The sequence below is a fragment of the Flavobacterium suzhouense genome, from assembly GCF_042684765.1.
Lineage (GTDB): Bacteria > Bacteroidota > Bacteroidia > Flavobacteriales > Flavobacteriaceae > Flavobacterium > Flavobacterium suzhouense.
This window is the reverse complement of record NZ_JBHUMD010000025.1, coordinates 16,441-40,652: the sequence shown is the minus strand read 5'-3', so window position 1 is coordinate 40,652 and position 24,212 is coordinate 16,441. Positions and strand designations below refer to the sequence as shown.

Here is a 24,212-nt window from a genome sequence, read left to right as displayed (position 1 = left end):
TATGAATACTAGAAGTTTTAAAAATATAGGCCTTTCCATGTGTGCCATGCTGGTTTTGTCGTGTACCAACGACCTAGACCAGACAGATCCGGGCAATGCTTCAAATCCTTCTGTAGACCAATTATATTCAAACCCGGCTGCTTACAAACAAACCCTTGCAAAACTATATGCAGGTTTGGCAACTACGGGGCAAAACGGTCCTGCAGGCTCTCCGGATATTTCAGGTATCGATGAAGGTGCAAGCCAATACATAAGAGGTTTATGGCTTATGAATGAGCTTACTACCGATGAGGCAATCATAGGATGGAATGACCAGACTATAAAAGATTTCCATTTCCAGACATGGTCTTCAGGAGATACTTTTATAAATGCAACTTTCAGCAGACTTGACTTCCAGATCAAAAACTGTAATGAGTTTTTACGTCAGACTACTGATGAGAAACTTAACTCAAGAGGAGTTTCCGAAGAACTTAGAGCTGAAATTGCTTACTACAGAGCAGAAGCACGCTTTTTAAGAGCTTTAAGCTACTGGCATTTCCTTGACCTTTTTGGCGGAAGAGTTGGATTGGTTACGGAAAACGACCCTACCACTTTCTTTTTACCGGAACAGGCTACAGCGCAGCAAATGTTTGACTTTATAGACACAGAATTGTCTGCAATTGAGCCTCTTCTTAAAGATGCAAGAACAAACGAATATCCTCGCGCTGATAAAGGTGCTGCATGGATGCTTCATGCAAAACTGTACATGAATGCACAGGTATATATCGGCACTGCTAAATATGCTGAGGCATTACCACTACTTACTAATGTTATCAATAGTGGCTATACCCTTCACAGCGATTACAGACAGCTTTTCATTGCTGATAATGATCGTAATGGTGCTCAAAACGAAACTATCTTTGGCGTAGCTTTCGATGGTCTTAACACTACGACTTATGGCGGTACAACTTTCTTAGTACATGCTCCTGTTGGAGGATCAATGTCTGCTACAGAATTTGGTATCAACGGAGGATGGGGTGGTATCCGTACTACTTCGGCTTTCGTTGGAAAGTTTAGCACTACTGCTGATAACAGATCTAACTTCCATACTGCCGGACAATCATTACAAATTGCCGATGTAGGTAATTTTGGTGATGGATATGCTGTTAAAAAGTTCAAAAATGTAGATGTTAATGGTAATCAGGGTTCTGATGCTGCCGGAGATTTTGTTGATACGGATTTCCCTATGTTCAGACTTGCTGATGCTTACCTTATGTATGCAGAATGTGCATTAAGAGGTGGCGGTGATACAGGCTTAGGACTAGACTATATTAATGCACTACGTCAGAGAGCTTATGGTAATACAAACGGAAATGTAGGTTCATATGACCTGAACTTCGTTCTTGATGAAAGAGCCCGTGAGCTACACTGGGAAGGACACAGAAGAACAGATCTTATCCGTTTCGGGAAATTCACAGGTGGTTCTTACATCTGGCCTTGGAAAGGAAACACTCCTAATGGAAGCCCAACAGCAAGTTTCCGTAATATATTCCCAATCCCGGCTAATGCACTTGCTGCAAATCCATTACTTACACAAAATCAAGGATATTAATATATAACAATATAACTTCATTAAGAAATATGAAAACTTTAAGAAACTCATTAATAGCTATGCTGGCAATCTTTGCAGCAGCATGTAGTACTGACGACGTTCAGGACAGACCAGTTGTAAAGGGAATTGATGAACCGGTACTAATGGCTCCTGAAGAAGGAAACTTTTATGAACTGGATCCTAATAAATTAGATGTTCTTGCTGAAAGATTTGTATGGTCTGCAGCAAACTTTGGCGAAGGTATTATCTGTAGTTATGATGTTGAAATTGATGTGAAAGGTGATGATTTCGATACTCCTTCAGTCATAGGAACAACAAGTGGCGTAACACAATTTGCTGCTTCGGTAAATGTTTTAAATACAGCAGTTCAGGCATTAGGAACTACTCCGTTTGAGCCTGCTAACTTTGAAGTAAGGATTAAAGCTTATGTTGGTAGTGAAGTACTTTACAGTAATGCTGTTGAAATGATCATCACTCCGTTTAGTACTGCTATACCAAAATTATGGATGCCGGGAGGTTTTCAGGCAGATAGCGGCTACGGTGATAATTTCTCACATGCTACTGCACCACAACTTAGCGCAACTGCTTTTGGTGACACAAACTTTGAAGGTTATGTATACATAGCTAACACCATCACTAGCCCGGACAACGGATTCAAATTCAGCTCTCAGGGAGACTGGAGTGGTACTAACTATGGAGCAGGAGCAACTGCAGGTACACTATCTGCTGATGGTGGAGCAGCTAACATTATCGCTGATGCAGGTTACTACCTGGTAAAAGCAAATACTGATGCATTAACATACAGTTTAACTGCTACTCAGTGGGGTGTTGTTGGAAATGCTACTCCTGGAGGATGGGACAACAGTACTCCAATGACGTATGACCCTGCAACTAAAAAATGGACTGTTAATCTTGACCTTGTTCCGCAAACAGCGCCGGACAATGGATGGAAATTCAGAGCTAACAATGCATGGGACATTAACCTTGGTGCAGGCTCAGGAGCAAACGATCTTGTTTACAGTGGCCAAAACATTGGTGTTGCTGAAGCAGGAACTTACACTATAACTCTTGACCTGAGTAACCCAAGAGCTTATTCTTACACTATTGTTAAACAATAACAGTATACCAAAAAGGGGCTGCAAATGCAGCCCTTTTTTACTTATAACATCTATGAAAAATATCACTATATTCTTATTTTTACTGACAGGAGTCCTTGGATTCGGGCAGGCTACCACTACCCCATCTCCGGCTATCGCCACGGCTCCCGTTACGGTAAACTTTGACAAAGCCGGTACGCCATTGGCAACCTATACCGGAACAATTTATGCCCACATTGGCCTTACCGTTGATGGTCAGGACTGGCAATATGTAAAAGGATCATGGGGAGACAATACAGTACAGCCGTCTCTTACTTTAGTAACCGGAACAACTTATAAATTAGACATTACCCCTGATCTGTATTCTTATTTTGGAGTACCAACAACAAGTACTATTACAAAAATTTGTGTAGTTTTCAGAGCTGCAACAGGCAGTCCTCAATCTTCAGACATTTTCTTAAACGTGGGCGCATTTCAGGTGAGTCTTAACACACCTGTACAAAACAGTGTAACGTTATTAAATTCAGGCGGTAACTTTAATATTACCGCATCAAATACCGGCGGCAATGCCTCTTATAGTTTAAAAGCTAATGGTGCTGTTATTAACACTAACACTGCCACTACTAACTATGCATACAATCACACCAACATAACATCAAACCAAAACTATGAGCTTACGGTTACTCAGGGCTCAAGTTCGGTGGTAAAAACATTCTCTGTAATCGTAAATCCGGCAACAGTATCTGAAGCGATGCCTGCAGGAGTTGAAGACGGTATTACTTACAGCGATGTAGACAATACAGTAGCTACACTTGTACTTGATGCACCGGGCAAGGACTACGTATATGTAGCCGGAAACTTTAATAACTGGACGCCTACAGCTGCCTATGCCATGAAGAAAGATCCTGAAACCGGAAAATTCTGGTTACAGCTTTCAGGTTTAACATCGGGAGAAATTTACAGCTACCAGTATTGGGTGGTTGACGAAACGCCTCTGGCTAATTCACCAAAGGTTGTAAAAACTGCCGATCCATACTCCACACTTGTATTATCTCCTTATGATGATCCGGGAATTCCGGTAAGCAGCTACCCTAATCTTCCTGCTTATCCACAAGGTCAGGAAAGAGAAGTAACGGTATTACAAACAGGCCAGGCAGCTTACGACTGGCAGGTAACCAACTTTACAAAACCTAAAAAAGAAGATCTTGTTATTTACGAGGCACTTGTAAGGGATTTTGATGCTGACAGAAACTATCAGGATCTTATCGATAAAATTGATTACTTCACATCTCTTGGCATCAACGCTATTGAGCTTATGCCGGTAATGGAATTTGAAGGCAACGAAAGCTGGGGTTACAACACTTCTTTTCACATGGCTCTTGATAAATTCTATGGTCCTTCGGACAAACTAAAAGAACTGATTGACCTTTGCCACCAAAATGGCATTGCGGTAATACTTGACGTTGCCCTTAACCATGCTTTTGGAAGAAACCCAATGGTTCGCATGTGGATGGATGATCCGGATGGTGACGGTTTTGGAAATCCAACAACCGAGAATCCTTACTTTAATACTGTAGCAAAACATAGCTATAATGTAGCTAATGATTTTAATCATCAGCAGCCAAGAACAAAAAACTATGTAAAACGCGTGGTTAAACACTGGATTGAAGAATACCACATTGACGGTTTCCGTTGGGATTTGACTAAAGGTTTTACACAAAACTGTACCGAATCTGACGAAACCTGTACAAACGCTTACCAACAGGACAGAGTTGATGTGCTTAAGGAATATGCCGATTACTCATGGAGCCTTGACCCTACCCACTATACCATATTTGAACACTTAGGTACTGATGCTGAAGAAAAGGAATGGGCAAACTACAAATATGACGAAGGTAAAGGTGTTATGCTTTGGGGTAAAATGACTGACCCTTACAATCAGCTTACTATGGGCTACAGCACAAACAATAATATTGCACGAGTAGGCCACATGGCACACAACGGCTTTTTAGGCAAAAGAGTTGTTGGCTATGCTGAAAGTCATGACGAAGAACGACTGATGTATAAAAACCTTCAGTACGGCAACAGCAATGCAAATTATAATGTAAAAGATGCTGCAACTGCCCTTAACAGAATGAGCGCTCAGGCAGCAGTATTCTTTATGGTACCGGGACCTAAAATGGTATGGCATTTTGGCGAACTGGGATGGGATCTTTCTATTTTTACCTGTAACAACGGCACAGTAAACCCAACAGGTGGCACCGATGGCGATTGTAAGCTTGACACTAAACCACAACCTCAGTGGGCACAGAATTGGATGGGCGATACAAACCGTAGCAAAATATACTATAACTGGAGAAGAATGATACAGCTTAAAAAAGATGAAGCTGTATTTGAAGGCAACTATACGCTGGCATCAACAAATACTCTTACTCCAAAAGTATATATTTCAGATGCTACAATTCCTTCTACAGAACTTAACAGCGTTGTGGTACTATCTAACTTTGACATAGTATCGAAAACAATAACACCAGACTTCCCAACTACCGGAACCTGGTACAACCTTATGAATAATGCATCTTATGAGGTAACAGATACCGCCGCTACTATTACACTTGAACCGGGTGAATTCAGGATATTTGGCAACCAGACAGTTGTATTAGGCACGGGAGACAACACTATCGAAAAAGCTGCTCTTTACCCTAATCCAACGTCTGATGTATTTGCACTTAATATAGCTGTAAAAAAACTGGAAATCTATTCCCTTACAGGACAACTGGTAAAATCTTTTAGCAATACTTCTGCGTATACTATATACGACGTAAACAGTCTTACATCAGGCATGTATCTTGTAAAAGTTATTGATACTGAAAACAGGCAAAGTACCCTTAAGCTAATACGAAAATAGGTTGAGTTAGTTATTTTAAATATTCAAATTTTGTAAAGGGCTTCCGTGTTTAACGGAAGTCCTTTTATGTTATATATATCTTAAAGCCATATGAAACACTTTTTCTATACGTTACTTTTATAAATACACAATATGAAAACGAATACCATGAAAAAGACACTCTTCATTCTGCTTACCATCCTATCCGTTATATCGTGCGATACTTCAAAAAAAGCTACCGCTAATGCTAAACCACAAGTACAATATAAAGATGACTTTAAATCAGCATCCGAAAAAGAACGAACAGCATTATTAAAAAAACTAAAAGCTACAGGAAGCAACTACTCAGTACTTATACTTACCCAAAATTATAAGGGAGAACAGGTAATTATATCTAACGAAAAGAAAACACTATATAAGGAGTATCCTATTTCGAACAAAAAAACAGGAATAGCAGACCAAACCCGCATAGATAACACTATCGACACAAAAGTATACGACAACCTAACCAAAAAGGAAGCTACCATCTCGTCGAAAGAAGCTAAGAAACACAAATACATTTACCTGATGAAACAGCCCGGTGCAGAAAATCCGTTTCTGATTACATATAGTAATACATTAAGGCCATTGGAGTAAGTTTTATATATTAGCGAAAAATAAACTAATGGGCCATAACATTTGTGCAATTATCGGGCATGCAGACCAAGCTAATCCTGACTCTATTAAGAAATATCAGTTAGCTGCAGCATTCGAGAACGGATTTGCTATAATTATCCTTTTCGATGAGTCCATGTATTATTGGCATAACAAAACCGGGGTTGATATGGATTCTGAAAGTGAAGACATCGACTGGGCATCACCTCTTTCATTCTTTCTCGCAGAAGAAATAGGATTTAAGCAATACGCAATTATACAGACAGATTATTTTGGAGGCATAGGCACACAATGCGCTTCTCTTTATGAGGACAGAATTGCTATTATAAAAGACACCAGTATCAATGAAGTTCTTTTTGCACTCGGTGTCTCCCCAACTGAAGGCATGGATTGTTTTGACACGATAAATCTTGGCGACTACAGGAATGATGAATATTATTACTGGGATGAAATGAACTTTGCTGAAAACAAGCCTAATATGATTTCGGGAAGGGTTCCAAAAGAATAAGTCAATAATAATACATATGTATATTATCTTCACACTCAAAAAATTATCTATTTAGAATAATTTTTCCTATCTGTTTGAATTTCTAAGAAATAGTTGTACTTTTGCGCTCCCTTTATTGGGGATGGAATGTTTAATTAAAATAATTTATTGTGAACACATTAAGCTACAAGACAGTTTCGGCTAACAAAGCTACTGCTCAGAAAGAGTGGATCGTTGTTGACGCTGAAGGTCATAATTTGGGCCGTTTTGCTTCTAAAGTTGCGATGCTTTTAAGAGGTAAATACAAAACAAATTATACACCGCACGTGGACTGTGGAGATAACGTAATCGTTATCAATGCAGACAAAATCAACCTAACTGGAAACAAACTGGAGGACAAAACTTACATCCGCCACACAGGTTACCCAGGAGGTCAGAGAATTTTAACTGCTAAAGTTGTACAGGCAAAAAACCCTGCAATCTTAGTAGAGAAAGCTGTAAAAGGCATGCTTCCTAAAAACAAACTAGGAGCTGAACTTTTCCGCAACCTGAATGTATATGTAGGACCTGAGCACAAACATGCTGCACAGTCTCCTAAAACCGTTAATCTAAACGACTTAAAGTAAAACATGGCAACAATTCACAAAATTGGCAGGAGAAAAACTGCTGTTGCCCGTATTTACCTTTCTGAAGGAACTGGTAAAATCACGGTTAACAAAAGAGAATTTGCAACTTATTTCCCAACTGCAACATTACAGTACAAAGTATTACAGCCACTTGCAATGACAGGTTCTGCTGAAAACTTTGACGTTAAAGTTAATGTTTACGGTGGTGGTACTACAGGACAAGCTGAAGCTGTAAGAATGGCTATCGCTCGTGCTATGTGCGAAGTTGATGCTGAAAACAGAAGCATCCTTAAACCAGAAGGCCTATTAACAAGAGATCCAAGAATGGTAGAGCGTAAGAAATTCGGTCAGAAGAAAGCTCGTAAAAGATTCCAGTTCTCTAAACGTTAATATGTCATTATTGGATTTTATTATCCAATACTATTCATTTTTATTATTGAATTTAAAAACAATGTTGTTGTTGCCCCACCGAGGTGAGGGGTTAGTTTAGCATCTAAATGGGCAAGGCCGAATTTTCGCCACTTACTCATTGCTTACTCAACAGAACGTAAACTATTACAAAAATGGCAAATAAAGTAGAAGTTAAAGACTTACTGGAAGCAGGTGTACACTTTGGACACATGACCAGAAAATGGGACCCGAACATGGCCCCTTACATATACATGGAGCGTAATGGTATTCACATTATCAACCTGTATAAAACTGCAGCTAAGATCGAAGAGGCTAACGAGGCTCTTAAAAAGATCGCTGCATCAGGCAGAAAAATCCTTTTCGTTGCTACTAAAAAACAAGCTAAGGATATCGTTGCTGAAAAAGCAGCAGCTGCAAACATGCCATACATCACTGAAAGATGGCCTGGTGGTATGCTAACAAACTTCGTTACTATCCGTAAAGCTGTTAAAAAAATGGCTTCTATCGATAAAATGAAGAAAGACGGTACATTCAACACGCTTTCTAAGAAAGAGCGTCTGCAAGTTGATCGTCTACGTGCAAAACTTGAGAAAAACTTAGGTTCTATAGCTGACATGACAAGGCTTCCGGCTGCGTTATTCGTTGTAGATATCAAAGCTGAACACATCGCAGTAAAAGAAGCTCAAAAATTAAACATTCCAGTTTTCGCAATGGTAGATACCAACTCTGACCCACGTCAGGTTGACTATGTTATCCCTGCAAATGATGATGCTTCTAAATCAATAGAAAAAATCTTAGCTCTTGTAACTGGTGCTGTTGTTGAAGGTCTTTCTGACAGAAAATCAGACAAAGAAGACTTCAACGATGAGACTGTAGAAGCTGCTGCTCCTGCTGCTGCTCAAACAGAAGCTCCTGCTGCTACTGAAGAGTAAAGATAACATTACAATAAAGCCGTTGTGCTGGTAGATGTTTACTTTTGTAGCATATTATCATCATAACGGCTTTTATTTTTTTAACTCAAAAACAATATTCAAAATGGCAAATATTACTGCTGCTGACGTAAATAAACTAAGAACAATTACAGGTGCTGGTATGATGGACTGCAAAAAAGCACTTGTAGAAGCTGATGGAGATTTTGACAAAGCTATCGAGAACCTTCGTAAAAAAGGTCAGAAAGTAGCTGCTAACAGAGCTGACCGTGAGTCTACTGAAGGTGCTGTTATCGCTGTTGTTAACGCTGACAAAACTGCTGGTGTAGTTATCTCTCTTAATTGTGAGACTGACTTCGTTGCTAAAAACGAAGCTTTCGTTAAGCTTGCTAACGACCTTGCTGCTCTTGCACTTAACTTTACTACTAAAGAAGACTTCCTTGCTGCTGACTTCAACGGTCTTACTGTTGCTGACAAACTAACTGAGCAGACAGGTGTAATCGGTGAAAAAATCGAGATCGGTTCTTTCGAAAGACTTGAAGGTGCATTCGTTGGTTCTTACATCCACGCTGGTAACAGAATCGCTACTCTTGTTAGCCTTTCTGCTAACGTAGCTGGTGGTGAAGAAGCTGCACGTAACGTTGCTATGCAGGCTGCTGCTATGGCTCCTATCGCTCTTAACGAGGAAGGTGTTGATGCTGCAACTATCGAGAAAGAAATTGAAATCGCTAAAGACCTTCTTCGTCAGGAAGGTAAACCGGAAGCTATGCTTGAAAACATCGCTAAAGGTAAACTTGGCCGTTTCTTCAAAGACAATACTCTTGTTAACCAGGATTTCATCAAAGACAGCAAACTTAGCGTGAGCGAGTACATCAAGTCTGTTGATGCTAACCTAGTTGTTACAGGATTCAAAAGAGTTGCACTTGCATAAGTAAACCTCTTTATAAAAATAAAAAACCGCTCAATGAGCGGTTTTTCTATTTAATAAGACTAGTTTATCTTAAAAATTTCCTTTTATAACTTTAAAGCTTTTCATTCCATTTTCCCCATGTACTTTTAAGAAATAAGCACCATCAGCAAGACCACTCACCTCAATCTTACCTTCATTAGAATTCCATACTTCGCTAATGACCTTCTGCCCATACAAAGTATAAACATCAACCTGGGTAATAATATCATCTGACACTATAGACAATTTATCAATTACCGGATTTGGATAGTATGCTAAATTCATTTTATCAAATCCGGCGCGACCAAGTAAAACCTCTACCGTAACAGCCAGTTTCTCAGATTCACACCCATCAATTGTTTGAGTAGCAAAATATGTAAAGCCATTCTCTAAAACTGCATTTAAAGCGATCGGATTATTCTCTGCATCATACCACTGTACCATCTCTCCTGTCACATTAAGATCTTCGACAGTAGCATCATTTTGATCAGCAACAGTCAAAACCTGCGACGACTCTCCTTCGGGCAATGGAGTTACATTTATAAATACATCTACAGCCTCTTTTACACTTTCACAACCATTTTGCTCCTGGCTTACAAAATAAACCCCTGAAGCCAATAATACATCCTCCGCAAGAGGTATTGTAGCATTTATACTTTCATACCATTTTAGATTTACACCTTGTGCAGTCAAATCAGAAATAGTAGTTCCATCACAAAACTCCTGATCATCCACAACAGGAGGCAATGTAATATTTACAATAACATCAACCGCAACCCTGGAACTTTCACATTCATTTACTGTCTGACTAACATAATATGTGCCCTCTGTAACCAGTACATCATTAGCAAGTGATTCACCACCGGTTTCAGAAACATACCATTTAAGGTTTTCACCTTCCCCGATAAAATCGGAAACAACAGCACCATTACATAATAACTGAGCACTCACTTCAGGAATAGAAACTGTAGTTATAACAACCTGAACAGCACTTTTTTCACTTTCACATTCATCCTGCGTTTGACTCACATAATAAGCACCACTTTCAAGTTCCAAATCCACCAAAAGCATTTCTCCTCCTTCTTCATCAGTATACCACTTTAAATTTTCACCTAAAGCATATAAATCTGCTACTGTAGCAACATTACAGAAAGATTGATTTTCAATTAAAGGCTGAGAAACGACATTAACTACAACTTCAATAGCTGTTCGTGGACCTTCACAGTCATTTTGCATTTGCGATACATAATAAGTTCCTGAGACAAGAGGAACATCACTTCCTAAAGCAACACCAAATTCTTCAGTCGTATACCACCTTAAATTATCACCTTCAGCAATAAGATCGGAAACCAGCGCACTATTACAAAAAGCCTGATCAGCGGCAACAGGAGCAGTCGTATAGCAGGTAACATCATACATTTTAGCATATGTACAAGGTGATGAATAAGCAATAATTGAATATTGACCATCAGGGGTAATAGCCATATCTAAATATCGCGAATGACTAGCTGATATACCCGGATCTCCAACAATAACCCACTCGACACCATTGTATCGCATTATAGTAGCCTTAAAATAATTTGTAGAATCAGAAAAACCAACAAAAAGCTGGCCATCAGGCTTTATTGACATAGTAACATCTTCAACCAATCCCATTGAAAAACCATAATCTCCTATATTTTCCCATACAGCACCATTAAATTTCTTTACTGTAGCTTTAGAATTCACAGAATTACTATATGCAACATAAACAATTCCATCAGGTCCCTCTTCCAGATTAATAAAATACGCCTGTAGAGAATCAAAAGCATCTCCAACAGCTTCCCAACTAAAACCGTTAAACTTCATTACAACACTTGAAGTAACCATAGGCCCAACTGTATCAACAAAAGCAACATATGGAACACCTCCAGCTGTTATTATAATATTGGGTTCATAAACCTGTCCGACAGAAAAACCTGGATTCCCCACAGTTACCCACGAAACCCCGTTAAACATCATAACAGTAGCCTTATTAGCATTAGCTACATCTTTATAAACAACATAAGGCGTACCATTAGGACTAATAGAAATATCAACCTGGTGAGCACCTCCTGAAGTGAATGACTGCTGCCCTACGAGTGTCCACGCAGAACCATTATACCTCATAACCGTAGCCTTATAAGGGGAGGTCTTTTGAGTATAAGCAACGTAAGGTAAATTTTGATAAAAATCCATATTTAGATGAGTCGCATTAGTAATAGAAAAACCTGATGCCCCAACAGAATCCCATTCACTGGTAGTGAAATTATACTTTTTTACAGTTACAAAATCACTTTTAGAATTCTCTATATAACCCATATAAGGACTACCATCCTCTGTTATTATAAAATCACATGCTTTTGACGGCGAAATCCCCTGCGTAAAAGTAGCCTGTTTAGAGAAGCCCATCGTACCACCCAAACTTATCCAGTTTGAGCCATCATATTTCATTAAAGTGGCTTTATTAGCGTTTGGATAATCCGAAAAAGACATATAAGGTGTATTTCCCGATAACGCAATATCAGTAAAAAAAATATCACCTATGGAAAAGCCAGGCAAGCCAACATTTTCCCATGCAGTTCCATTGAACTTCATCATTGCAGCTTTACCCCCTAATATACTATCACTATATCCAACATAAGGCGTCCCTTCCGAAGTAAATGCAAAGCTTATATTATCTGCAAGACCTTGTGAAAAGCCTGGCAAGCCAACATTTTCCCATGTAGTTCCATTAAATTTTTTGACTTTAGCCTTATAGCCATTCAAAAAATCTGAATAAGCGATGTAAGGCACATTAGTAACAGGATTCACTTTTACATTAGTACTGGAAGCTCCACCATCAGAAAAACCGGCAGTCCCCAAAATCTCCCATGAAGTACCGGCAAATTTCATTACAGTACATTTATACTGAGTACTGTATACAGAGACAAAACCAACATACAAAGTATTATCGGCAGCAACAGCAAGACTATTATAATTTGCACTGCTAGCCGTGAAACCTTCTATCCCAACAGTGATCCAGTTTGTACCGTCAAATTTTTTCACGGTGGCTTTACTGTTTAAAAGAATATCGCTATAACACACATAAACAACATCATCAGGCCCCATAGCCAATGTAAGATTTGACACCTGTCCTGTAAACAAAGGTCCATTCCCAACAGTTTCCCACAAATTTGTAGCACTATTAAGCTTTTTCAATCTGACCTTACTACCATTTGAAGTATCCAGATACAAAACATATAAAACCCCGGACGAATTGAACGCAAGAGTAGCAGAACCTACGGATCCCTCGGAAAAAGAGTTCCCTACATTTTCCCACAAACCTGTTAAATTGTTAAACTTCCTCACATATCCTTCACTTTCAGAAACACCTACAGCAGCACGAAAAGACAAATAAGCATCGCCAGTAGAAGGATGAACTGCAATTTCTCCCTGAACACCAGCCCCCACATACGGTTGGTTGTTATCATCGGCTCCCAATGATAGCCACCCTGTTTGCGCATAAGCAAACCCATACATTAACAAAAAACAACAAAGAAGAATCTTAGATAAATAAGTAAAAGTAAATCTCATTGGTTGGTTGATTAAAAATTAATTCATAAAACTATATAACATTGATTTTCAAATTAAAAAGCAATATAAAAATAATTTTAACACCAAAACATAACTTTAAAATAACTCTTTAAAGCACATTAAAAGCAAATTACTACAAACAAAGAACCCCAAATTTTACAATTTGGGGTTTTTTTGTGGTCAGACTCCTCCGACCGGAAACAACAAACAAACAATAACGAAAACTATTCTTCTAGTCAAAAATATTAAGAGTCGAAGGTGTTAAAATGCGGCAACCTATAACCAAACTACCGAATCAACAAATCAACCTCTTCAAATGCTTTTTTAATTTCTTCTATTACCACTTCGCCTTTTACAACATTCAATCCACGACCTAAATCAGGATATTTACTGCAAGCCTCCTCCCAACCAAGGTTGGCAAGCTTTAATATATAGGGCAATGTAACATTAGTAAGCGCCAGTGTAGACGTATACGGCACTGCTCCCGGCATATTAGCCACACAGTAATGCACAATATCATCTACAACAAAAGTAGGCTCCTCATGCGTAGTAGGACGCGTAGTCTCAAAACAACCACCCTGATCAACCGCTACATCAACAAGCACAGTACCCGGACGCATATCTTTAAGCATGGCACGGGTAATAAGATTTGGAGCTTTAGCCCCGGGAATCAATACTGCCCCAATGATAAGATCGTGATCTTTTATATGTTTCTTTATATTATAAACACTCGAAAATTCAGTCACAACGTGGCTTGGCATAATATCATTTACATAACGAAGGCGTTTCATATTGATATCCAATATCGTAACATGCGCTCCTAAACCGGCTGCCATTTTTGCTGCCTGAACCCCTACAACACCGGCACCAAGCACCAGCACTCTTCCCGGAGGAACACCCGGCACACCGCCAAGCAATACACCTCTTCCTTTTATAGGCTTCTCAAGATACTTAGCACCCTGTTGAATAGCCATACGCCCTGCCACTTCGCTCATAGGCGTAAGCAATGGCAAAAACCCATCATCATCACTTACAGTTTCATAGGCAATACAAATAGCCTTACTTGCAATCATGGCCTTCGTAAGCACTTCACTTGAAGCAAAATGAAAATAGGTAAATATCACCTGATTCTTTTTGACCAGAGGATATTCTGAAGCTATTGGCTCCTTTACCTTGACAATCATATCAGCTATTGCAAAAACACCTTCAGCAGTAGGCAACATTACAGCACCGGCATCACGGTAATCTTCATCCGAAAAACCACTACTCTCACCAGCCGATTCCTGAATATAAACCTGATGTCCGTAGTTAACCAATTCGAACACCCCCGCCGGAGTAAGGGCTACCCGGCTTTCATTATTCTTAATTTCCTTTGGTACCCCTATTTTCATAGCGTATAATTTACAACTTTATACAAATATAAACATACACCCCTAAAAAATATTATACTAAATGTGAAATTTTACAAATTTTTAATACACACCCCTCTAAAAACAAATCTCAACCGCAAAAAAGTATGATTTTTAAAAGATAACCCCCTTCAAACTTATAAATGCAATGAAATATAAATTATTAATACCTTTACTCTTTACCCTTAAACTATGTTTCAGACCCGTAAAGACACTGTATACGTTATCCTCGCAGGAATTTTTATAACCAATGCCGTAGTTGCCGAGCTTATAGGCGGCAAACTTATAAATGTGGCTTCTGTACCAATGAGTGTAGGCATTTTGCCATGGCCAATAGTTTTTATCACTACCGACCTCATCAACGAATATTTTGGCGAAAAAGGTGTACGTCGTTTATCGTATATTACCGCTGGTTTAATCGCCTATTGTTTTTTCATGCTTTGGCTGGCATTGAGTATTCCCGCAGTTAAAGGAATGGGAGTTCAGGATTCTCAGTTTAATGCAGTTTTTGGTCAGGGAATGTGGATAATAGTAGGAAGTATAACCGCATTTTTAGTTTCACAGCTAATTGACGCCACACTCTTCCATTGGGTAAAAAGAAAAACCGGCAATAAATATATTTGGCTGCGAAGTACAGGGTCTACAGTGATATCACAGTTTTTTGACAGTTTCATTGTTTTGGGCATAGCGTTTTGGGCAACAGGACAAATGGACACTCAAACATACATCGCATCGGGTTTAACCGGATACTTTGTAAAACTAACCATTGCAATATTGCTTACCCCACTAATTTATCTTGGACACTATCTGATAGAAAAATATATCCATAACGAAAAATCAAACAATACCAGTCATGACAGACAAAAAGCGTTGTAAATGGTGTGTAGGCGACTCACTTTACGAAGACTATCACGATAACGAATGGGGCAAACCCGTTTATGACGATCATAAACTATTTGAATTCCTACTATTAGAAACCTTTCAGGCAGGTCTGAGCTGGATAACTATATTACGCAAGCGTGAAAACTTCCGAAAGGCTTTTGACAATTTCGATTATAAGACAATTGCCGGATATGATCATTCGAAAATTGAAGAATTACTTCAGGACACCGGTATCATCAGGAACAGATTAAAAGTACTGGCCGCAGTGAGCAACGCACAGGCATTTATAAAGATTCAGGAAGAGTTTGGAAGCTTTTCCAACTACTATTGGGCATTTAGCAACAATAAACCTGTAGATAATAAATTTGAAGCATTATCACAGGTACCTGCCACTACCCCATTATCTGACACTATTAGCAAGGATATGAAAAAACGCGGTTTTAAATTTGTAGGCTCAACGGTAATTTATGCCAACATGCAGGCAACCGGCATGGTAAATGACCATATTATGGAATGCAATTTTAGATAATAGTATTGAGATGTGAGTATTGAGAAAACTTCACTTATCCCCATACAAAGACAAACCCCGCAAATGCGGGGTTTCTTTATTTCTAAGTGACATTAAAATTTCAAACTAAAAATCTAAAATCTCAATACTCACTTCTCAATACTTATAGATTAGTAACGATAGTACTCCGGTTTGAATGGCCCTTGTACCTCAACACCGATATAAGCAGCCTGCTCTTCGTTAAGCGTTTCAAGCTCAACACCAAGTTTAGCAAGGTGAAGTGAAGCTACTTTCTCATCAAGGTGCTTAGGAAGCATATAAACTTTGTTTTCATAAGCAGCACTGTTGTTCCAAAGCTCAAGCTGAGCAAGTGTCTGATTAGTGAAAGAGTTACTCATTACAAAGCTTGGGTGACCTGTAGCACATCCAAGGTTTACAAGACGGCCTTCTGCAAGAATGATAATATCTTTACCGTTTACAGTATATTTATCAACCTGAGGTTTGATCTCGATCTTAGACGCACCGTGGTTTTTGTTTAACCATGCCATGTCGATCTCGTTATCAAAGTGACCGATGTTACAAACAACAGTTTTGTCTTTCATTTGCTCGAAGTGGCGACCCACAACGATATCTTTGTTACCTGTAGTAGTGATGATGATATCAGCATTACCAATTACAGTATCAAGTTTTTTAACTTCGTAACCATCCATAGCTGCCTGAAGCGCACAAATTGGATCGATTTCAGTAACTGTAACGATAGATCCTGCACCACGGAAAGAAGCAGCAGTACCTTTACCTACGTCACCATAACCACAAACAATAACTCTTTTACCTGCAAGCATAAGGTCGGTAGCACGACGAACAGCATCAACAGCACTTTCTTTACAACCGTATTTATTATCAAATTTCGATTTAGTAACCGAATCATTTACGTTGATAGCCGGCATAACAAGCGTACCGTTCTTCATTCTTTCATACAGACGGTGAACACCTGTTGTAGTTTCTTCAGAAAGACCTTTGATAGCAGCTGTAAGCTCAGGGAAACGATCGAATACCATATTGGTAAGATCTCCTCCATCATCAAGAATCATGTTAAGCGGTTTGCGGTCTTCTCCAAAGAAAAGCGTTTGCTCGATACACCAGTCAAATTCTTCTTCGTTGAGACCTTTCCATGCATATACCTGGATACCTGCAGCAGCAATGGCAGCAGCAGCGTGGTCCTGAGTAGAGAAAATGTTGCATGAGCTCCAGGTAACTTCAGCACCAAGAGCAACTAAAGTTTCGATAAGAACAGCCGTTTGAATTGTCATGTGAAGACAACCTGCAATACGAGCCCCTTTAAGCGGCTGAGATGCGCCATATTCAGCACGAAGCGCCATTAGACCCGGCATTTCAGCCTCAGCAAGCTGAATCTCTTTTCTTCCCCATTCCGCAAGCGAAATATCCTTTACTTTGTATGCCACGTATGGCAGCGTTGTAGTACTCATGAATATTGTATATTTGTATTAGCAAAAAATTTTTGCAAATTTAGTGAATGCATTTGTAATTAGCCCGTTTTAAGAACAAAATATAAAAATATGCCGCATCCATAACCATTTGTGATACAACATTATGGAATCATTGGCACCAACTTTACCCCATGCCTTTATATAAATCTGTCAACATAGATAAGGATACCCGCCTGCTCATTTGGAAAAACACCGAAAGCCTGGAAGAGTTTTTTAATCATATAAAGCTTAAAGACAGTTGTTCGCTCAGGGTTGATGGTATGAAAAGTGAACTCCACAAAAAAGGTTTTCTTGGTGTAAGGATGCTCCTTCAGGAAATTGGCTATACTGATTTCGATCTTTTTTACGACTCCGACGGCAAACCCCATCTTACCGACGGCATGAACATATCGATTACACACTCCTATGCATTTTCAGCTATTATTGTCAGCAAAAACGATATTGGGATTGATATGGAACTGCAAAGAGAAAAGGTAATTACCATAGCCGACAAATTTATTGAACCGGAATTCAACTACCTTGACCCCTCACATCTTACCGATTACATGAAACAGTTAATTGTTATATGGGGTGTTAAAGAGGCCGTTTATAAAATGATATCACGTGCCGGACTAAGTTTTAAGCAAAACATTTATGTTTTCCCTTTTGAGCTGACAGATAAACACGGAATGACATCGGTAAATTATGAAGACATTAATGAAAGCTACCCGTTTTACTTTGAAGAAGTGGAAGATTTTACTTTAGTATACTGTCTGGGCAGCAAAACCAAACTATAATGATCGACTTCTTTGATTTTTTCTTTGGACAGTTTAAAGACTACACTACTGAATTCCTGATCCTTGAACTGACTGCAATTTTTTTTGGACTGTTAAGTGTAATTTACTCCGCTAAAAATAGCATACTGGTATACCCAACAGGACTTATAAGTACTTTTATATTCGTATACATTCTGTACACTGCTGATCTTTATGGAGATCTTATAATCAATGCTTATTATTTTTACATGAGTATTTATGGTTGGTATTTATGGAGCCGTAAAGACCAACAGCACCACGATTTGTTAAAAATAACAGCCGTTTCAGCTAAAGATAATTATAAATGTTTAGGCATTTTTATAGTTTCCGTTATATTTGTATCCGTTGTATATCACTTCTTTCATATGTTCAACCAATGGTGGGCCTATGTAGACACATTTATAACAGGGCTTTTCTTTATAGGAATGTGGCTATTAGCCAAACGGAAAGTCGAGAACTGGCTATATCTTATAGCAGGAGATATAATTGCAATCCCCCTATTTTTTTACAAAGGACTGATTTTTACCGGTTTCTTTTATATAATACTAACCACAATCGCCATATTTGGCTATCGGTCATGGAAGAGAACATTGCAGGACGAAATACAAACACCATAAACATTACCATATACGGCAATGGGCTTAATGGCAGGGAAGTTGCTGAAGGGTTTGCGCAATTTGCAAATCCGACAGATAACACTGCTCCTAATTTTGTATTTCGTACGGTAAGCATTGACAAAGCTCTTAATGAAGATGATAAAACGACACAGCTTTTTATAATCTGTGACGCAACTAATGATGCAGATAAAGCATCTATAAAAAAACTAAAACAAAGATTAACCACCAACAACCAACCACATATAATGATTAATTCAAACAATACTCCTTTTTTCGAGGCAGGGAAAACAGTTCTTGACGAGCTGATCCGGGCTAAAGAAATGGGATTGTCTGAAACAGACTTTGCCGACATAAGGAACAAAGGCATAGACATACAAACTATAATAAATCAATTAAACATTTTTAAAGACGGTGTAAGTAAAACCAGTTTGAACAAACCGGCGTCATTAAAAAATGGCATTATAGAACTCCCTGAAGAGACAGCCCTTAATTATGCTTCTCATTTTGATGCAAAAAAGGACAATTTTACATTAACTAAATTTGTACCAGCTTCCGGAGCGGCTACAAGAATGTTCAAATTCCTTAACGAGTTTGTAAGCGAATTTAATTATGATAAGGAAACTATAAATGCTTACATAAACCGTAAAAAAGACAATCATCTTCGCCTGTTTTTAGTAGGACTTGAAAAAATGCCTTTCTACAAAGATGTCATTGATGTATTAAAAGAGGATGAAAACTTTGCTGCCATGCCGAAAGACAAAAAAATATTTGTCTTTATCAAAACCATACTAAGCAGTAAGCATTTTGACTTCGCCAATAAGCCAAAAGGAATATTACCTTTTCATAACTATAATGGTTTTATAGCCACGCCTATCTATGAACACCTAAAAGAAACCATTGCCTATGCAAGTTCTAAAGGTGAAGCAAACATCCAGTTTACCATATCGGAAGAACATATGGATGGGTTTATTGATGAAATAAAAACAGTTAAGGAAAACATTGAAAAGGAATCGGGCATCCTTTTTAATATAACTTTTTCTTTTCAGCAAAAAAATACAGACACACTTGCTGTAAATACAGACAACACTCCTTTTAGGGAAGCCGGCGGACATCTTTTTTTCAGGCCGGGCGGACACGGTGCGCTACTTGAAAACCTTGGCCAACTGGATGCAGATATTGTTTTCATTAAAAACATAGACAACGTTAGCCATAACAATACACATACAATTGCCCTCTATAAAAAAGCACTTGCAGGAATATTGATTACTCTTCAGGATCAGGTTTTCACCTACTTAAAAATGATTGAAGAAGACAGTATCAGCGAAGAAGAAATGAATGCTATTTTTGCTTTCGCCAAAGAAAAACTATTGCTTCACATACCAGCTGACGTATCAAAATATACACCTCAAAACAAAAAGGAATTCATATTCAACTTATTAAACAAACCTATCCGCATTTGCGGAATGGTAAAAAATGAAGGCGAACCAGGAGGTGGACCTTTTTGGATAGAATGCAGTAAAGGCGCACTTTCACTTCAGATAGTTGAAAGTTCTCAAGTAGATCTTGACAACAAGATCCAAAAAGAAATTTTCTCAACTGCCACTCATTTTAACCCGGTTGATTTGGTATGTGGACTAAAAAACTACAAGGGCGAATATTTTGACCTCCATAAGTTCATAGATAAGACATCTGGCTTTATTGTAAATAAAAACAGATTTGGCAAAGAAGTAAAATCATACGAGCTTCCGGGACTATGGAATGGGGCGATGGCAGGATGGATCACGCTTTTTGCCGAAGTACCTCTTGAGACCTTTAACCCTGTAAAAACAGTAAACGACCTTTTAAAACCTGCGCATCAGCCCTGGTAAAATTTCAGATCTTGGATTTTAGATTTCAGATTTTTGCAACTTCATGACAACGGAACAATTAAAATTACGGACTAAACAATTTTCACTTTCAATTATAGATTTAGTAGAAAGGATACCATCTACACCGGCTTCAAAAATCATTAGTTATCAGATTGCAAAAAGCGGTACTTCTGTAGGTGCAAACTATAGAGCAGTTTGTAGAGCCCGCAGTGACCGGGAATTCATATCCAAAATGGAGATTGTTCTTGAAGAATCCGACGAAACATTATTTTGGCTTGAAATAATATTAGAAAAAAAATGGCTCGATGAATTATTAGTACAATCGTTATGGAAAGAAGCTAACGAATTGACTGCAATCTTTGTATCTTCATTAAAAACCGTAAAGGCTAAAACGAACACTAAGTAATCTGAAGTCTGAAATCTAAATTCTGAAATGAACATAAACAGTATATTACAAGAGCTTGACTATAAAGCCGTGCGAAGCAGTGGTGCCGGAGGACAAAACGTAAACAAAGTTTCCTCTAAGGTAGTACTTAGCTTTAATCTTACAGCAAGTAATGCCCTTACCGACGAGGAAAAAACATTGGCTTCAGTACGCCTTGCCTCTAAACTGACCAATGAAGGTGTTCTTATCCTGCAATGTGACGAAGACAGGAGCCAGCTGCGCAACAAAGACATTCTTACCAAACGATTTCTTGCAGTAATGGAAAATGCGCTTAAAGAAGATAAGCCCCGTAAGCCTACCAAAATACCACGTTCGGTAATTAAAAAACGTATTGAAAGCAAACGCAGGCAGGCCGAGAAAAAACAATCCCGAAGAAGGCCTGACTTTTAGATTTTAGTATTGAGTATCGAGAAGTTAGACAGGAAACAAGGTCTTCAACACTAAAATCTAAATACTAAAATCTAAAATCTCAATACTTTTTGTACTTTTGCGCCGTCTCAAAGGGGTGCTCTAAATAACGAGCTGAGATTATACCCAAAGAACCTGGGCAGGTAATGCTGCCAAGGGAAAGACAATAAAACAACGGTGTTCATGCCGTGTTCATTTGTCAAAAAAAATCATTTTTAACTAACAAAAGAATAATTACCCCTTTTATTCGTAATTTTTTTTTACGAATGAAATCTTTATTCATTTTTTCTAAAAGTAACAAAGTTGCAAAGCTGCAAAGCTGCAAAGCGGTTACTTCAATTCTCCTTACTACTTTAGGCTTTACCGCCTATGCTCAGCAACCTGTAGTACAGGATTCTGTAAACAAGCTTGATGAAGTATTGGTACAATCTGTTCGCGCTAACAGCAACACCCCGGTAACATTTACCAATGTAACCAAGGCTGAACTTGCTCCGCGTAACCTGGGTCAGGACATCCCTGTATTGCTTAACTACTTACCATCTGTAGTAACGACTACCGATGCCGGTAATGGTTTTGGTTATACAGGTATACGCGTAAGGGGAGCCGATGCAACACGTGTTAACGTAACCCTGAACGGTATCCCATTTAATGATGCCGAATCACATGGATCTTTTTGGGTAAACATGCCCGATTTCGCATCATCTGCCGAAAGTATTCAGTTGCAGCGAGGGGTAGGTACTTCTACAAACGGGGCGGGTTCATTTGGCGCGAGCCTTAATGTATTAACCGACACCTACAAACACGACTCAAGCGGTGAGATATCTAATTCTTTTGGTAGCTACGGATCGAGAAAGCATACGGTAAAATTCAGCACCGGGCTTATGAACGATAAGTTCGAGATTGCAGGAAGATTATCATCTCTTGCCTCAGACGGTTATATCGACAGGGCATCATCAGACCTTAAATCATATTTCCTTCAGGGAACTTATGTAGGGAACACTACTCTTATCAAGGCATTGGTTTTTGGCGGAAAAGAAAAAACATACCAGGCATGGAATGGAATAGACGCCACTACCCTGCGTGACAACAGACGTTTTAACCCGTCTGGAATGTATACAGATGAAAACGGCGAAACCCGTTTTTACAATAATGAAACTGATAACTACCAGCAGGACAACTACCAGCTGCACTGGAATGAAAGGTGGAGCGACCGCTGGAGCACTAATGCAGCATTGCACTATACCCGTGGCAAAGGTTATTATGAGAACTACCGCGACGATGCCGCTTTTGGCAAATACGGATTACTACCTGTAATCATAGGCGGTACAGAAATTACCGCTGCCGACCTGATTACTCAAAAATGGCTTGATAACGACTTTTATGGTTACACCTTATCGGCTAATTATAAAGAAGATAAATTCAACGTTGTTATGGGTGGTGCGTGGAACAAATACAAAGGTGCACATTACGGAAACGTGATATGGGCACAATATTCTGGTAATGTACGTCCGGGCGACAGATATTATGATAATGATGCCGATAAGCAGGATGCCAACATTTACGCCAAAGTAAACTACCAGATAACAAGCAAACTGAACCTTTTTGGAGACCTTCAACTTCGCCACGTTGAGTATGAAGCAAGCAATGTTCTGGAAAGCAATGACACTCCACTGCCGGTAAATGATACATTCAACTTTTTTAACCCTAAGGCAGGACTGACCTATACAGTAAACGACAAAAACAATATTTACTTCTCTTACGCTCGTGCTAACAAAGAGCCACGCCGAAGCGACTATGAATATGGCAGCAACAAGTCGGAAAGCCTAAATGATTTTGAATTGGGATGGAGGTTTAAATCCGGACGAAGCACTGTAAACATTAATGGTTACTACATGAGATACAAAGATCAGCTAGTACTTACAGGTCAACTTAATGATGTAGGCGGTTATATATACACTAACAGCGGCGACAGCTATCGTATGGGTATAGAAGCTGATGCTACTCTTGTACTTACTGAAAAATGGATTTTAAGACCTAACATTGCAGTAAGCGATAACAAAAATGTTGATTTCAACATTGAAACAGAAACCGGAACTCAAAACCTTGGCAATACGGAAATTGCTTTTTCGCCAAGCGTAATTGCCGGAAACCAATTGATTTTTCTTCCTGTAAAAAATTTACAGGTTGCATTACTTTCTAAATATGTAGGTGAACAGTTTATGGACAACTATGAAACACCAAGCGCCAAACTAAAAAGCTATTTCACAAGCGACCTGAACATTAGCTACGAATGGAATATAAATAAAGTATTCAAATCGATAGTGTTTAACGGATTAGTAAACAACATTTTTGACAAAGAATATGTTTCTAACGGGGCGATGTATGGCGACCCTTACTATTATCCTCAGGCTGGCATTAACTTTCTTGCCGGAGCAACATTAAAGTTCTAAGAACTAACTGAAAAGATTTTAACCAAAAGCGGGAAACGGATAGTTCCCGCTTTTTTGTTTACTGTTCAAAAACAGTTATTTTTACCCAACAACTATCC

20 protein-coding genes are annotated in these 24,212 nt (G+C 38.8%); 17 read left to right on the top strand and 3 right to left on the bottom strand.

The annotated features are described in order from the left end of the window. Window position 1: 1 nt before the first annotated feature. The 9 genes from ACFSR3_RS10725 (at window position 2) to tsf (ending at window position 9,613) form a co-directional block, all read left to right on the top strand. Entirely contained in the window at window positions 2–1,591 is a 1,590-nt protein-coding gene (locus ACFSR3_RS10725) for a RagB/SusD family nutrient uptake outer membrane protein (RefSeq protein ID WP_379820957.1), read from the top strand. 29 nt (window positions 1,592–1,620) lie between these two features. Continuing rightward, a complete protein-coding gene (locus ACFSR3_RS10720; RefSeq protein WP_379820956.1) occupies window positions 1,621–2,709 on the top strand; it encodes a SusE domain-containing protein in 1,089 nt (362 codons plus the stop codon). Window positions 2,710–2,761: 52 nt separating this feature from the next. Continuing rightward, a complete protein-coding gene (locus tag ACFSR3_RS10715; RefSeq protein WP_379820955.1) occupies window positions 2,762–5,596 on the top strand; it encodes an alpha-amylase family glycosyl hydrolase in 2,835 nt (944 codons plus the stop codon). Window positions 5,597–5,743: 147 nt separating this feature from the next. Further along, the gene (locus tag ACFSR3_RS10710) at window positions 5,744–6,211 is read left to right on the top strand and encodes a hypothetical protein (RefSeq protein WP_379820954.1); all 468 of its coding nucleotides are present in this window, start codon (window positions 5,744–5,746) and stop codon (window positions 6,209–6,211) included. A 28-nt stretch (window positions 6,212–6,239) separates the two neighbouring features. Continuing rightward, window positions 6,240–6,737 (top strand): hypothetical protein, encoded by a 498-nt coding sequence (locus ACFSR3_RS10705; RefSeq protein WP_379820953.1) that lies wholly within the window; start codon window positions 6,240–6,242, stop codon window positions 6,735–6,737. A 149-nt stretch (window positions 6,738–6,886) separates the two neighbouring features. Continuing rightward, entirely contained in the window at window positions 6,887–7,342 is a 456-nt protein-coding gene (gene rplM, locus ACFSR3_RS10700) for a 50S ribosomal protein L13 (protein ID WP_114759421.1), read from the top strand. Window positions 7,343–7,345: 3 nt separating this feature from the next. Next, window positions 7,346–7,732: a 30S ribosomal protein S9 gene (gene rpsI / locus ACFSR3_RS10695; RefSeq protein ID WP_114759420.1), complete on the top strand. Its 387-nt coding sequence runs from the start codon at window positions 7,346–7,348 to the stop codon at window positions 7,730–7,732. 173 nt (window positions 7,733–7,905) lie between these two features. Continuing rightward, window positions 7,906–8,685, top strand: a complete 780-nt coding sequence (gene rpsB, locus ACFSR3_RS10690; RefSeq protein WP_169521880.1) for a 30S ribosomal protein S2 — start codon at window positions 7,906–7,908, stop codon at window positions 8,683–8,685. A gap of 103 nt (window positions 8,686–8,788) precedes the next feature. After that, window positions 8,789–9,613: a translation elongation factor Ts gene (tsf, locus tag ACFSR3_RS10685; protein WP_379820952.1), complete on the top strand. Its 825-nt coding sequence runs from the start codon at window positions 8,789–8,791 to the stop codon at window positions 9,611–9,613. A gap of 69 nt (window positions 9,614–9,682) precedes the next feature. Here the strand turns inward: tsf and ACFSR3_RS10680 are convergent, their stop codons facing one another. Both ACFSR3_RS10680 and ald read right to left on the bottom strand, forming a co-directional pair. Beyond that, window positions 9,683–13,225 (bottom strand): T9SS type A sorting domain-containing protein, encoded by a 3,543-nt coding sequence (locus ACFSR3_RS10680; RefSeq protein WP_379820951.1) that lies wholly within the window; start codon window positions 13,223–13,225, stop codon window positions 9,683–9,685. A gap of 287 nt (window positions 13,226–13,512) precedes the next feature. Next, window positions 13,513–14,616: an alanine dehydrogenase gene (ald, locus tag ACFSR3_RS10675; RefSeq protein ID WP_379820950.1), complete on the bottom strand. Its 1,104-nt coding sequence runs from the start codon at window positions 14,614–14,616 to the stop codon at window positions 13,513–13,515. A 210-nt stretch (window positions 14,617–14,826) separates the two neighbouring features. Here ald and ACFSR3_RS10670 point away from each other — a divergent pair, with 210 nt between their 5' ends. Both ACFSR3_RS10670 and ACFSR3_RS10665 read left to right on the top strand, forming a co-directional pair. Continuing rightward, window positions 14,827–15,510: a queuosine precursor transporter gene (locus tag ACFSR3_RS10670; RefSeq protein ID WP_379820949.1), complete on the top strand. Its 684-nt coding sequence runs from the start codon at window positions 14,827–14,829 to the stop codon at window positions 15,508–15,510. After that, window positions 15,488–16,045: a DNA-3-methyladenine glycosylase I gene (locus ACFSR3_RS10665; protein WP_379820948.1), complete on the top strand. Its 558-nt coding sequence runs from the start codon at window positions 15,488–15,490 to the stop codon at window positions 16,043–16,045. Before ACFSR3_RS10670 ends, ACFSR3_RS10665 begins: the two co-directional genes overlap by 23 nt. A gap of 149 nt (window positions 16,046–16,194) precedes the next feature. On the opposite strand, the gene ahcY is transcribed toward ACFSR3_RS10665, so the two are convergent. Next, window positions 16,195–17,511 carry an adenosylhomocysteinase gene (ahcY, locus tag ACFSR3_RS10660; protein WP_379820947.1) on the bottom strand — a complete coding sequence of 439 codons (1,317 nt, stop codon included), beginning with the start codon at window positions 17,509–17,511 and terminating at the stop codon, window positions 16,195–16,197. A 152-nt stretch (window positions 17,512–17,663) separates the two neighbouring features. Between ahcY and ACFSR3_RS10655 the strand changes: the two genes are divergently transcribed. From ACFSR3_RS10655 to ACFSR3_RS10630, 6 genes are all read left to right on the top strand, one after another. After that, entirely contained in the window at window positions 17,664–18,308 is a 645-nt protein-coding gene (locus ACFSR3_RS10655) for a 4'-phosphopantetheinyl transferase family protein (RefSeq protein WP_114759414.1), read from the top strand. Next, window positions 18,308–18,943 carry a nicotinamide riboside transporter PnuC gene (gene pnuC / locus ACFSR3_RS10650; RefSeq protein ID WP_379820946.1) on the top strand — a complete coding sequence of 212 codons (636 nt, stop codon included), beginning with the start codon at window positions 18,308–18,310 and terminating at the stop codon, window positions 18,941–18,943. The genes ACFSR3_RS10655 and pnuC overlap by 1 nt, the downstream gene beginning before the upstream one ends. Then, window positions 18,904–20,811, top strand: a complete 1,908-nt coding sequence (locus ACFSR3_RS10645; protein WP_379820945.1) for a DUF4301 family protein — start codon at window positions 18,904–18,906, stop codon at window positions 20,809–20,811. The genes pnuC and ACFSR3_RS10645 overlap by 40 nt, the downstream gene beginning before the upstream one ends. Before the next feature lie 43 nt (window positions 20,812–20,854). Continuing rightward, window positions 20,855–21,217 (top strand): four helix bundle protein, encoded by a 363-nt coding sequence (locus tag ACFSR3_RS10640; RefSeq protein WP_379820944.1) that lies wholly within the window; start codon window positions 20,855–20,857, stop codon window positions 21,215–21,217. A 27-nt stretch (window positions 21,218–21,244) separates the two neighbouring features. Continuing rightward, on the top strand, window positions 21,245–21,646 hold the full coding sequence (gene arfB / locus ACFSR3_RS10635; RefSeq protein WP_379820943.1) for an alternative ribosome rescue aminoacyl-tRNA hydrolase ArfB: 402 nt from the start codon (window positions 21,245–21,247) through the stop codon (window positions 21,644–21,646). Between the two features lie 284 nt (window positions 21,647–21,930). Continuing rightward, the gene (locus ACFSR3_RS10630) at window positions 21,931–24,114 is read left to right on the top strand and encodes a TonB-dependent receptor (RefSeq protein WP_379820942.1); all 2,184 of its coding nucleotides are present in this window, start codon (window positions 21,931–21,933) and stop codon (window positions 24,112–24,114) included. The last annotated feature ends 98 nt before the right edge of the window (window positions 24,115–24,212 follow it).

Coding starts and splice junctions, on each gene's coding strand:
- ACFSR3_RS10725 (WP_379820957.1), top strand. CDS start 2: ATGAATACTAGAAGTTTTAAAAATATAGGCCTTTCCATGTGTGCCATG.
- ACFSR3_RS10720 (WP_379820956.1), top strand. CDS start 1,621: ATGAAAACTTTAAGAAACTCATTAATAGCTATGCTGGCAATCTTTGCA.
- ACFSR3_RS10715 (WP_379820955.1), top strand. CDS start 2,762: ATGAAAAATATCACTATATTCTTATTTTTACTGACAGGAGTCCTTGGA.
- ACFSR3_RS10710 (WP_379820954.1), top strand. CDS start 5,744: ATGAAAAAGACACTCTTCATTCTGCTTACCATCCTATCCGTTATATCG.
- ACFSR3_RS10705 (WP_379820953.1), top strand. CDS start 6,240: ATGGGCCATAACATTTGTGCAATTATCGGGCATGCAGACCAAGCTAAT.
- rpsI (WP_114759420.1), top strand. CDS start 7,346: ATGGCAACAATTCACAAAATTGGCAGGAGAAAAACTGCTGTTGCCCGT.
- rpsB (WP_169521880.1), top strand. CDS start 7,906: ATGGCAAATAAAGTAGAAGTTAAAGACTTACTGGAAGCAGGTGTACAC.
- tsf (WP_379820952.1), top strand. CDS start 8,789: ATGGCAAATATTACTGCTGCTGACGTAAATAAACTAAGAACAATTACA.
- ACFSR3_RS10680 (WP_379820951.1), bottom strand. CDS start 13,225: ATGAGATTTACTTTTACTTATTTATCTAAGATTCTTCTTTGTTGTTTT.
- ald (WP_379820950.1), bottom strand. CDS start 14,616: ATGAAAATAGGGGTACCAAAGGAAATTAAGAATAATGAAAGCCGGGTA.
- ACFSR3_RS10670 (WP_379820949.1), top strand. CDS start 14,827: ATGTTTCAGACCCGTAAAGACACTGTATACGTTATCCTCGCAGGAATT.
- ACFSR3_RS10665 (WP_379820948.1), top strand. CDS start 15,488: ATGACAGACAAAAAGCGTTGTAAATGGTGTGTAGGCGACTCACTTTAC.
- ahcY (WP_379820947.1), bottom strand. CDS start 17,511: ATGAGTACTACAACGCTGCCATACGTGGCATACAAAGTAAAGGATATT.
- ACFSR3_RS10655 (WP_114759414.1), top strand. CDS start 17,664: ATGCCTTTATATAAATCTGTCAACATAGATAAGGATACCCGCCTGCTC.
- pnuC (WP_379820946.1), top strand. CDS start 18,308: ATGATCGACTTCTTTGATTTTTTCTTTGGACAGTTTAAAGACTACACT.
- ACFSR3_RS10645 (WP_379820945.1), top strand. CDS start 18,904: ATGGAAGAGAACATTGCAGGACGAAATACAAACACCATAAACATTACC.
- ACFSR3_RS10640 (WP_379820944.1), top strand. CDS start 20,855: ATGACAACGGAACAATTAAAATTACGGACTAAACAATTTTCACTTTCA.
- arfB (WP_379820943.1), top strand. CDS start 21,245: ATGAACATAAACAGTATATTACAAGAGCTTGACTATAAAGCCGTGCGA.
- ACFSR3_RS10630 (WP_379820942.1), top strand. CDS start 21,931: ATGAAATCTTTATTCATTTTTTCTAAAAGTAACAAAGTTGCAAAGCTG.